Here is a 9,192-nt window from a genome sequence, read left to right as displayed (position 1 = left end):
ACCGCTCCCGACGTGCTGGCGTCGACCCTCGGGCCCGGTGCCGTCGCGACCGGTGCCATCGAGCACGCACTCGGCCGCGTCCGCGAGCGCGCCCTCGACATTCTCCCGCCCGCGCGCGTCGTCGCCTGACGTGAGCGGATGCCGCGAGATCTCGCCCGCGGCATCCTCCAGACCGGCTGCAGGGTCAGCCGCGCAGGCTCGCGAAGAAGGCCCGGATGTCGCGGACGACGAGCTCAGGCCGCTCGATCGCCGCGTAGTGGCCGCCCTCCTCGAACCGGCTCCAGTGCACGATGTTCGAGTTGTCGCGCTCGGCGAACACCTTGATCGTCTGGAAGTCGTCCTTGAAGACCGCCACCCCGGTGGGCGAGGCGTTCACCTGCGGCTCGGCCTCGACGCGGGCGTTCTCGAGGTAACTGCGGCTCATGCCCGCGGCGGCATTCGCGAACCAGTTCACGGTGACCTCGGTGAGGATCTTCTCGAGCGGGACGAGCGACGTGCCGTTGCCGAACGAGTTGAAGAGCTCGCTGTAGGCGAGGAGCGCCACCGGTGAATCGCTGAGTCCGACGGCGACGGTCTGCGGTCGTGAGGCGTTCATGGTGTTGTAGCCGCCGACCGACTGGAACCACTGCATGTGCTTGAGGCCTGCGTAGTCCTGCGGCTCCAAGCGCTCGAATTCGGCGGGGTCGCCCGACGGGAACGAGAAGAGCTGCAGCACGTGCAGGCCGAGGAAGCCCTCGGGGCGCTGCAGGCCGAGCTCGCGGGAGACGAGGGCGCCGTTGTCGGAGCCGTGGATGCCGTACTCGGCATACCCGAGCCGATGCATCAGCTCGTCGTAGGCGCGAGCGACGCGGGCCATCGTCCAGCCGGTCTCTGTGACCGGGTTCGAGAAGCCGTAGCCCGGGGCATCCGGGATCACGACGTCGAAGGCGTCCTCGGCACGGCCGCCGTGGGCGACCGGGTCGACGAGCGGCCCGATCATGTCGAGGTAGTCGACGGATGACCCGGGGTAGGTGTGCGCGAGGATGAGGGGCGTGGCGTCCGGATGCGGCGAGCGCACGTGGATGAAGTGGATCGGCTGCCCGTCGACCTCGGTGATGAAGTGGGGCACGGCATTGATGCGGGTCTCCTCGGCGCGCCAGTCGTAGCTGGTGCGCCACTGCTCGACGGCGTCGCGCAGGTAGGAGTTGGGGGTGCCGGAATCCCAGTCGTCGACGGGGGCCGGCTGCGGGAGCCTCGTGCGGGCGAGCCGTTCCATGAGGTCGTCGAGCTCGGCCTGGTCGACCTCGACGCGGAAGGGGCGGATGTCGGTGGAAGCGGTGGTGTTCGTCATGTCTTCGACGGTACGGTGGATATAGGCACGTTGAGTTCCTAATAGCCGGGAAAGGTGGAGGAGATGTCGGATACCGCCGCACGCCTGCTCGCCCTGCTCTCGCTGCTGCAGTCACGACCCGACTGGAGCGGCACCGAGCTCGCGCAGCGCCTCGGCGTCTCGACGCGGACCATCCGCAACGACGTCGATCGCCTGCGCGAACTCGACTACCCCGTCGACGCCACGCGGGGCGCGGCCGGCGGTTACCGCCTGGGCGCCGGCGGCAAGCTGCCGCCCCTGCTGCTCGACGACGAGGAGGCGGTCGCCGTGGCGATCGGCCTGCGCGCCGCCACGGGCATCGCGGGCATCGGCGAGTCCAGCGCCCGCGCGCTGGCCAAGCTCGAGCAGGTGCTGCCCTCGCGCCTGCGCCCCACCGTCGCGGCGATCGGCTCGGTCGTCGATCGCGCGCCTGAGAACGTCGGCACGGATGCTCCCGATCCCGAGGTCGATCCGGCCGTGCTCGCCGCGATCGCCGCCGCCATCCGCGATGAGGAGTGGTTGCGCTTCGACGACCGCGGCACGGCCCGGCTCGTCGAGCCGTACCGGCTGCTCAGCTGGCAGCGGCGCTGGTACCTCGTCGCGCGCGACCCGGTCTCGGGCGAGTGGGGCGTCTTCCGGGCCGACTGGATCGAGCCGCGGATGCCGACCCGCCGCCGCTTCTCCCCCGCACCGCTGCCCGGCGGCGACTACACCGCCTTCGCCATGCGCTCGATCGCGATGAGCGGGTGGAACGTGCACGCGCGCCTTCGGGTCGCCGCCCCCGCGGCCGCCGTGATCGCGCGCATCAACCCGACGGTGGGCGTGGTCGAGGCCGTCGGGGATGACGCCTCCGTGCTCGTCACCGGCGCCGACTCGCTCGACACGATCGCCGCCTACATCGGCATGCTGAACATGGACTTCACCGTCGAGTCACCCCCCGAGCTCGTCCCGCTGCTCCGCACCCTCTCCGAGCGCTACGCGCGGGCCGCGGCAGGTGGGAGGGTGGACGCATGACGACGATCGAGCGGCACCTCGACATCGCGGCCGCGCCCGAGGTCGTGTTCGACCTCATCGCCGACCTCCACGACTACGGCTGGCTGCCGCCCTCCGGCGACTACGACGGCACGAGCGAGGTCTCCCCGCCGCCCGTCGGCGTGGGCACGACCTACGTCGAGCACAGCCGCGCGGGAGTCCGTCGCGGCGTCGTGATCGCCCTCGCGCGACCCGACGTCATCGCGTTCCGTCAGCCGATGACGCTCCGGCCGCGCGCGGCCGGCACCATCGACGCCACCGTCTCGATGTCCGTCGCGGCGACGGCCGCGGGTGCGCGCGTCACGCGGACGGTCGAGCTCGGCATCCCGAGGCGCTTGGCCGCGGTGCGCTCGATCATCGTCGGCCGCTACGCGAGCGAGAGCGAACGGATGCTCGCCGCGCTCAAGGCGCACGCGGAGCGCTGACCGTCCGCGCGCCGGTCTCCGCCGCGGCCGGCCCCGCCGCCCGCGGCTCAGACGGCGAGCGGAGGCCGCAGCAGTTCGATCGCGTCGTCGGGTGCCGCCGCGGCATCCGACCCGATGCCGTCGATGCGATTGCTGCGATCGACGTGCACGATGCGGGGCTGCCAGGCACGCGCCGCGGCGTCGTCGAACTGGGCGTAGGAGATGACGATCACCACGTCGCCTTCGTGCACCAGGTGCGCGGCCGCGCCGTTGATGCCGAGCACGCCGCTGCCGCGTTCGCCCTCGATCACGTAGGTCTCGAGGCGTGCCCCGTTCGTCACGTCGACGACGGCGACCTGTTCGCCGGGCAGCAGCTCCGCGGCATCCATCAGGTCCCGGTCGATCGTGATCGAGCCGACGTAGTGCAGGTCGGCGTGCGTCACGGTGGCGCGGTGGATCTTGGACTTCAGCATGGTGCGCAACACGTCCGAGAGCCTAGCGGCCGGGCCGATCGGATGCCGCTCCGTGACGGCACGCGACGAGTGGCTCGATCGGGCGCCGAGAACGAGACATCCGGTCACCCCGGGTTCTTCCGGTCGTCACCGCGGATGCCTAGCGTGGGGTGCGTCGCACACCGCAGATGAGGCCGATGAAGGAGAAGCGCATGTCCACGAGACCCCGTCGCACCACCGCCGCCGTGGCCGCCGCCACGCTGATCGGGGCCACCGCCGTGATGGCCGCGGCCGCACCCGCCGCCGCAGCGCCGCCGCAGCACCACGGCCCCACTGAAGTGCGTGTCGCCACCTTCAACCTGTCGCTGAACCGCAATGCCGAGGGCGACCTCGTCAGGGACCTCAGCACGGGCTCGAACGCGCAGGCCAGGACGGTCGCCGAGATCATCCAGCATGCGAACCCCGACATCGTGCTGCTCAACGAGTTCGACTACGTCGAAGGCGGGCTCGCCGCCGACCTCTTCCGCGACAACTACCTCGAGGTGGCGCAGGGCACGGGCGAGGCCGTCGAGTATCCCTACGCGTTCGTCGCCCCGTCCAACACCGGCGTGCCGACCGGGTTCGACCTCAACAACAACGGCGTCGTCGGTGCGCCAGGCACGCAGGCGGGCGGCGACGACTCGTTCGGCTTCGGCCTGTTCCCGGGCCAGTACGGCATGGTCGTGCTGTCGAAGTACCCGATCCTCGACGACGAGGCGCGCACGTTCCAGCACTTCCTCTGGAAGGACATGCCCGGCGCGCTGCTGCCCGATGACCCGACGACGGCGGCGCCGGCCGACTGGTACTCCCCCGAGGAGCTCGACGTGTTCCGCCTCTCGAGCAAGTCGCACTGGGACGTGCCGGTCGACGTGAACGGCAGCACCGTGCACGTGCTCGCCGCGCACCCGACGCCGCCGACGTTCGACGGCCCCGAGGACCGCAACGGCACGCGCAACCACGACGAGATCCGGTTCTGGGCCGACTATGTCACGCCCGGGAAGGCGTCGCGCTACATCCGCGACGACGAGGGCGTCACGGGCGGGCTGAAGCCCGGCGAGTCGTTCGTCATCCTCGGCGACCAGAACGCCGACCCGGTCGACGGCGACTCCACGCAGCACGCGATCGACCAGCTGCTCGACCACCCGCGCATCACGGACCCGCTGCCGACCTCCGCGGGCGGCCCCGAAGCCGCGCTCCTGCAGGGCGGCGCCAACCTCACCCACGTCGGTGACCCGGCCTACGACACGGCCGACTTCGCCGACACGGCGCCGGGCAACCTGCGCGCGGACTACGTGCTGCCGTCCCGCGACCTGAAGGTGCTCGACGCGGGAGTGTTCTGGCCCGTGCGGGCCGACCCGCTCTCGGCGCTCACCGGCACGTTCCCGTTCCCGTCGAGCGACCACCGGCTGGTGTGGGTCGACCTTCGCGTGCACCCCTGAGCCGGGGCCTCGCGCCGCACGCCATGAGATGGCGGATGCCGCGGGCATCGCGCCCGCGGCATCCGTGATTCGTCCTCGACGCTAGCCGCCGAGCCCGATGCGGTCGGGCACGGCGCCTGCGACGGTGGGAAGCCACGACTCGACGTCGGGCCACGCGCGGCCGGTGGGGAGGTGCCGGAGCAACCCGGCGAGCGAGGCGTCGGCGTCGGGCCACGGGATGACGCGGGTCGGCGACTCCGACGCGAGCACGCCGAGCCACCAGTGCTTCCACGTCACGGGCAGGGTCTCGGGGTGGATGACGACGTAGTAGTCGGGGACCGCGATGCCGTGCCGCTCGGCCGCCTCCACGGCACGGTCGATCTCGAGCTCGAGCACGCCGTAGGTGGACTGGTCGTCGAAGAACTCGACCCAGGCCGCGGCGACGTGTCCGAGCGGGTCGCGGTCGTGCACCACGTAGGGCGCGGCCGCAGCGGCCGACCAACGGGCGACCTCGTCGTCGGATGCCGCGTCGAAGGTCGCCGCGCGCACGTTGGCGAACCCCTCGAGGGCGTGGATGGCCGACGTCGCCTCGTCACCGACGACGACCAGGGTGGTGCTGGCCGGTGCCTCCATTTCCGCATTCTACGTCCGCCCGCGACGTCCGCCGGCAGGCCGCTCAGGCGATCCGCAGCACCACGTTGCCGGTCTTGTGGCCGGTGTCGACGTACCGGTGCGCCTCGACGACCTCGTCGAACGCGTAGCTGCGGTCGATGACCGGGCGGAAGCGTCCCTCCTCGGCGAGACGCACGAGGCCGGCGAGGTCGTCATGGGTGACGGGTCCGCCGGTGAACGTGACGAGCTTGCCGCTGCGGCGCGAGTTCCGCTTGGCCGAGCTCATGCTCGACAGGTCGGCGATGACGAGGAGCAGGGCGCCGCCGGGCTTCAGCAGGTGCTCCACCCGCTCGAACGTGGCGGTGCCCACGCAGTCGACGATGACGTCGAACGAGCCGGGTGTTCGCGTGAAGTCCTCGGCGCCGTAGTCGATGACTCGGGTGGCACCGAGCTCCGCGGCGAGCCCGACGTTGCGTGCGCCGCAGACGGCGGTGACGGTCGCGCCCCGCGCCGCGGCGAGCTGTACGGCGGCGGTGCCGACGGCGCTCGAGGCGCCGTTGACGAGCACGTCGGTGCCCGGGCCGATGGGCACCAGGCCGAGGAAGGCGAGGGCGGTGTGCCCGCCGAAGACGAGCGCCGCCGCCTCGCCCATGTCGAGGTTGCGCGGCTTCCGTGCGATGGCCTTGGACTGCGGAACCCGGGCGTACTCGGCGTGGCCGCCGAAGTCTCCGCCGAGCATCGCGATGACCTCGTCGCCGGGGGCGAAGCCCGTCACGTCGTCGCCGACCGACTCGACCACGCCGGCGATGTCCATGCCGAGCACGCGCTTGCGCGGCCGGAAGACGCCGAGCGCGATCGGGACGAAGAGCCACAGCCCCTTCGGCAGGTCGCGGCTGCGGGTGCGGTGGTCGGCGATGCTCACTGTGCTCGCATGCACCCGGACGAGCAGCTCGTCGGCCTTCGGACGAGGCACCGGCACCCGCTCGAGGTGCACCACCTCGGGTGGCCCGAACCGGCGGTGCACGGCGGCCGTCATGGTCGTGACCGCGGTGGTCGTGCGCGTCGCGTCGTTCATCGCGTCGTTCATGGTCGCTCCAACCTTACGCTGTATGGCTTACAACGTAAGGTACGCTCGTATCACGGAATTGTCGAGAGGATCCGCGATGTCGACCACAGGGCAGGTGACCGGTCGCCGCGCGCCGCTCACCCGTGACCGCGTGCTGCGCACGGCAGTCGACCTCGCCGATTCGGGTGGCATCGACGCCCTCACCATCCGCCGCCTGGGCGAGCAGCTCGGCGTCGAGGCGATGTCGGTCTACCACCACGTGGCCAACAAGGAGGCGATCCTCGACGGGGTGGTCGACCTCGTGTTCGGCGAGGTCGAGGCGGCCCTCGGCGGGTTCGCCGTGCCCGGCCGCGATGCCGAGTGGAAGGCCGCGCTGCGGGCACGCATCCTCGCCGCCCGGCAGGTGATGGTGCGGCATCCGTGGCTTCCCGGCGTGATGGACTCCCGGCATGGCCTCGGCCTCACGACGGCGAGGTATGTCGACTCGGTCGTCGGCACCCTGCGCTCAGGCGGCCTGTCGTACGACCTCATCCATCACGCCATGCATGCACTCGGCAGCCGCATGTTCGGCTTCTCGCAGGAGCTCGGCGAGACCGGGGGCGACGACGGGCAGGGCGACCCCGCTGAGCTGGCGCAGATGGCCGCCCAGGTGCCCCACCTCGCCGAGATGCTGTCCGTCGTGCGCCACGACGACCCCGAGTCGACGCTCGGCTGGTGCGACGACCAGTTCGAGTTCGAGTTCGGGCTCGACCTCATCCTCGACGGCATCGAACGCGCCGGCCACCGGGGCTGAGCCCTCAGCCGGCGAGTCGCGCCGCCTCGTCGGCAGCGGCCTCGAGGTCGGGCAGCACCACGGCGAAGTCGGCACCGCCCACGGTGCGCACGCGCCACGCGGCATCCGACCGGTCGACATACGACGACGACGCGTTCTCGAGCTTCGGGTAGTGCCGCGCCTCGTGCCCGCTGATCTCTGCGAGCGTCTGCCGGATGAGCGTGCCGTGCGCCACCGCGATCACGCGCGCGCCGGGATGGTCGTTGGCGATGCGCTCGAGGCCGCGGACCCCGCGCGCACCGACCTCGTCGTCGGGCTCCTTGCCGGCCCACTCGCGGTCGGGCCAGCGCACGTACAGCTCCGAGACGTGGGTGCCCTCGGCGACGCCGAAGTCCTGCTCGATGAGCTCGTCGTAGGTGCCGCCGAGTGGCACGCCGAGGGCGGCCGCGATGATCTCCGCGGTCTCGCGTGCCCGGCTGAGCGGCGAACTCACGACCACGTCCCACGGCTCGGCGGCGAGCGCGGACGCCGCCGAGCGAGCCTGCTCGCGACCCGTCGCGTTGAGGGGGATGTCGGTGCGACCCTGCATGCGCAGCGCCAGGTTCCAGTCGGTCTGTCCGTGGCGGATGAGGGCGAGCAGCATCGTTCCAGCCTACGGGCCGCACGCTGGGCGGATGCCGCGTGGGGGCGGGCCGCGGCCCGTGGGCGTGCCTCGGCCGATCGGATGAGGGAGGTCCGGCCCGGAGGCCGATGCGGCGGCGCGGCGGTGCCGCGACGATCGAGCCATGAAGAAGTCGGAATGGCTCGCCCCCGCCGGGTTGATCACGCTCAGCCTGGTGCCCGTCCTCGCCGGGTCCATGCGGCTCACGGAGCTCGCCGGCGGTGGCACCGTGACCGCCGAGAATGCCCGCTTCTTCGAGTCGCCGATTCCGGTCGTCGTGCACATCGTGGCGTCGAGCGTGTTCCTCGTGCTCGGGGCGCTGCAGTTCGCGCCGTCGCTGCGCCGGCGCCGCTGGCACCGCATCGCCGGGCGCGTGCTCGTTCCGGCCGGCCTCCTGTCGGCCCTGTCTGCGCTGTGGATGACGCTGTTCTACGCCCTCCCCGCGGTGAACGGCGTGGTCATGTTCGCGATGCGCATCGGGTTCGGCACCGCGATGGCGACCTTCATCGTGGTCGGGTTCCTGGCCATCCGGCGCGGGGACGTCGCGACTCACAGCGCGTGGATGACCCGCGCCTACGCGATCGGGCTTGGCGCCGGCACGCAGGTGCTCACCTTCCTGCCGTGGACGCTGGCGTTCGGCGCGCCCGGCCAGGCGATGCACGCCGTGCTCATGGGTGCAGGATGGGTGATCAACCTCGCCGTGGCGGAGGTCGTCATCCGCCGGCGCAGTGCCCGTGACGGCCGCGCGTCCGCTGCGCCTCGCCGATCGGGTGCCGTCGGTGCACGCCTATCATGAGGGCATGACGAGCCCCCTCCGCTCGATCTGGGATGCGCCGTCGGCCACACCGCCACCGCCCCGGCGTGTCTGGCGCGACTGGGCGCTGGTCTCCATCGTGCCCCTGGCGGCCGTCATCGAGGCGGCGAGCCGCCCCGAGGTGCCGTGGCGCTGGCTGTGGGCGGCCGTGCTCACCGCGATCGCGCCGACGCTGCTCTGGCGCCGCACGCATCCGCTCCCCATGCTGGCCATCGCCTTCGGGCTGGGATCGGTGTGCACCGTGATCACGGGCGGGGATCCCGAGCTCGTCGCGACCGCCGCCATGCTCGTGCTCGTCTACGCCGCGGTGCGGTGGGGCTCAGGCCGCGCCATGGTGGGCGGCGCCGCCCTCGTGCTGGGCTCGTCGGCGCTCTCCTTCGCGTACGGCCCGTCGAGCCTCGCGGACCTCATCGGCGCGGCCGCCGTGCTGGCCGCCACCATCAGCCTCGTGGACTGACTGGGAGAACCTTGGCCCGACGCTGATCGCAAGCCCGGACGACCCAGGTCCAGCTCTTGCGTCAAGGCTTCCGAACCAGATCGACATCTTCAGGTTTGCGGGGGATCGCATCCTTCA

11 protein-coding genes are annotated in these 9,192 nt (G+C 71.8%); 6 read left to right on the top strand and 5 right to left on the bottom strand.

The features are described from left to right. Positions 1-184 precede the first annotated feature (184 nt). A complete protein-coding gene (locus GH736_RS11820) occupies positions 185-1,330 on the bottom strand; it encodes an epoxide hydrolase family protein (protein ID WP_159603470.1) in 1,146 nt (381 codons plus the stop codon). Between the two features lie 63 nt (positions 1,331-1,393). Here GH736_RS11820 and GH736_RS11815 point away from each other — a divergent pair, with 63 nt between their 5' ends. Then, positions 1,394-2,362: a helix-turn-helix transcriptional regulator gene (locus GH736_RS11815; RefSeq protein WP_159603468.1), complete on the top strand. Its 969-nt coding sequence runs from the start codon at positions 1,394-1,396 to the stop codon at positions 2,360-2,362. Continuing rightward, positions 2,359-2,805: an SRPBCC family protein gene (locus tag GH736_RS11810; RefSeq protein WP_159603466.1), complete on the top strand. Its 447-nt coding sequence runs from the start codon at positions 2,359-2,361 to the stop codon at positions 2,803-2,805. The genes GH736_RS11815 and GH736_RS11810 overlap by 4 nt, the downstream gene beginning before the upstream one ends. 47 nt (positions 2,806-2,852) lie before the next feature. On the opposite strand, the gene panD is transcribed toward GH736_RS11810, so the two are convergent. Further along, the gene (panD, locus tag GH736_RS11805; RefSeq protein ID WP_159603464.1) at positions 2,853-3,269 is read right to left on the bottom strand and encodes an aspartate 1-decarboxylase; all 417 of its coding nucleotides are present in this window, start codon (positions 3,267-3,269) and stop codon (positions 2,853-2,855) included. Positions 3,270-3,448: 179 nt separating this feature from the next. On the opposite strand from panD, the gene GH736_RS11800 reads away from it, so the two are divergent. Further along, a complete protein-coding gene (locus GH736_RS11800; protein WP_159603462.1) occupies positions 3,449-4,714 on the top strand; it encodes an endonuclease/exonuclease/phosphatase family protein in 1,266 nt (421 codons plus the stop codon). Between the two features lie 81 nt (positions 4,715-4,795). Here the strand turns inward: GH736_RS11800 and GH736_RS11795 are convergent, their stop codons facing one another. Both GH736_RS11795 and GH736_RS11790 read right to left on the bottom strand, forming a co-directional pair. Further along, positions 4,796-5,326, bottom strand: a complete 531-nt coding sequence (locus GH736_RS11795; protein WP_159603460.1) for a hypothetical protein — start codon at positions 5,324-5,326, stop codon at positions 4,796-4,798. A gap of 43 nt (positions 5,327-5,369) precedes the next feature. Next, positions 5,370-6,392, bottom strand: coding sequence for an NAD(P)-dependent alcohol dehydrogenase (locus tag GH736_RS11790; protein ID WP_203230740.1), 1,023 nt, complete (start codon positions 6,390-6,392; stop codon positions 5,370-5,372). Positions 6,393-6,468: 76 nt separating this feature from the next. Between GH736_RS11790 and GH736_RS11785 the strand changes: the two genes are divergently transcribed. Further along, a complete protein-coding gene (locus GH736_RS11785) occupies positions 6,469-7,164 on the top strand; it encodes a TetR/AcrR family transcriptional regulator (protein WP_159603458.1) in 696 nt (231 codons plus the stop codon). 4 nt (positions 7,165-7,168) lie between these two features. Here GH736_RS11785 and GH736_RS11780 read toward each other — a convergent pair whose 3' ends face one another. Continuing rightward, positions 7,169-7,786 carry a histidine phosphatase family protein gene (locus tag GH736_RS11780; protein ID WP_159603456.1) on the bottom strand — a complete coding sequence of 206 codons (618 nt, stop codon included), beginning with the start codon at positions 7,784-7,786 and terminating at the stop codon, positions 7,169-7,171. Positions 7,787-7,928: 142 nt separating this feature from the next. Here GH736_RS11780 and GH736_RS11775 point away from each other — a divergent pair, with 142 nt between their 5' ends. Continuing rightward, a complete protein-coding gene (locus GH736_RS11775) occupies positions 7,929-8,600 on the top strand; it encodes a DUF2306 domain-containing protein (RefSeq protein ID WP_159603454.1) in 672 nt (223 codons plus the stop codon). A 4-nt stretch (positions 8,601-8,604) separates the two neighbouring features. Then, a complete protein-coding gene (locus GH736_RS11770; RefSeq protein ID WP_159603452.1) occupies positions 8,605-9,075 on the top strand; it encodes a DUF7134 domain-containing protein in 471 nt (156 codons plus the stop codon). Positions 9,076-9,192 lie beyond the last annotated feature (117 nt).

It is taken from the genome of Agromyces humi (assembly GCF_009720255.1).
GTDB classification, from domain to species: Bacteria; Actinomycetota; Actinomycetes; order Actinomycetales; family Microbacteriaceae; genus Agromyces; species Agromyces humi.
Note: the sequence above shows the minus strand (reverse complement) of the source record. Positions and strands in the feature narration are given on the sequence as shown.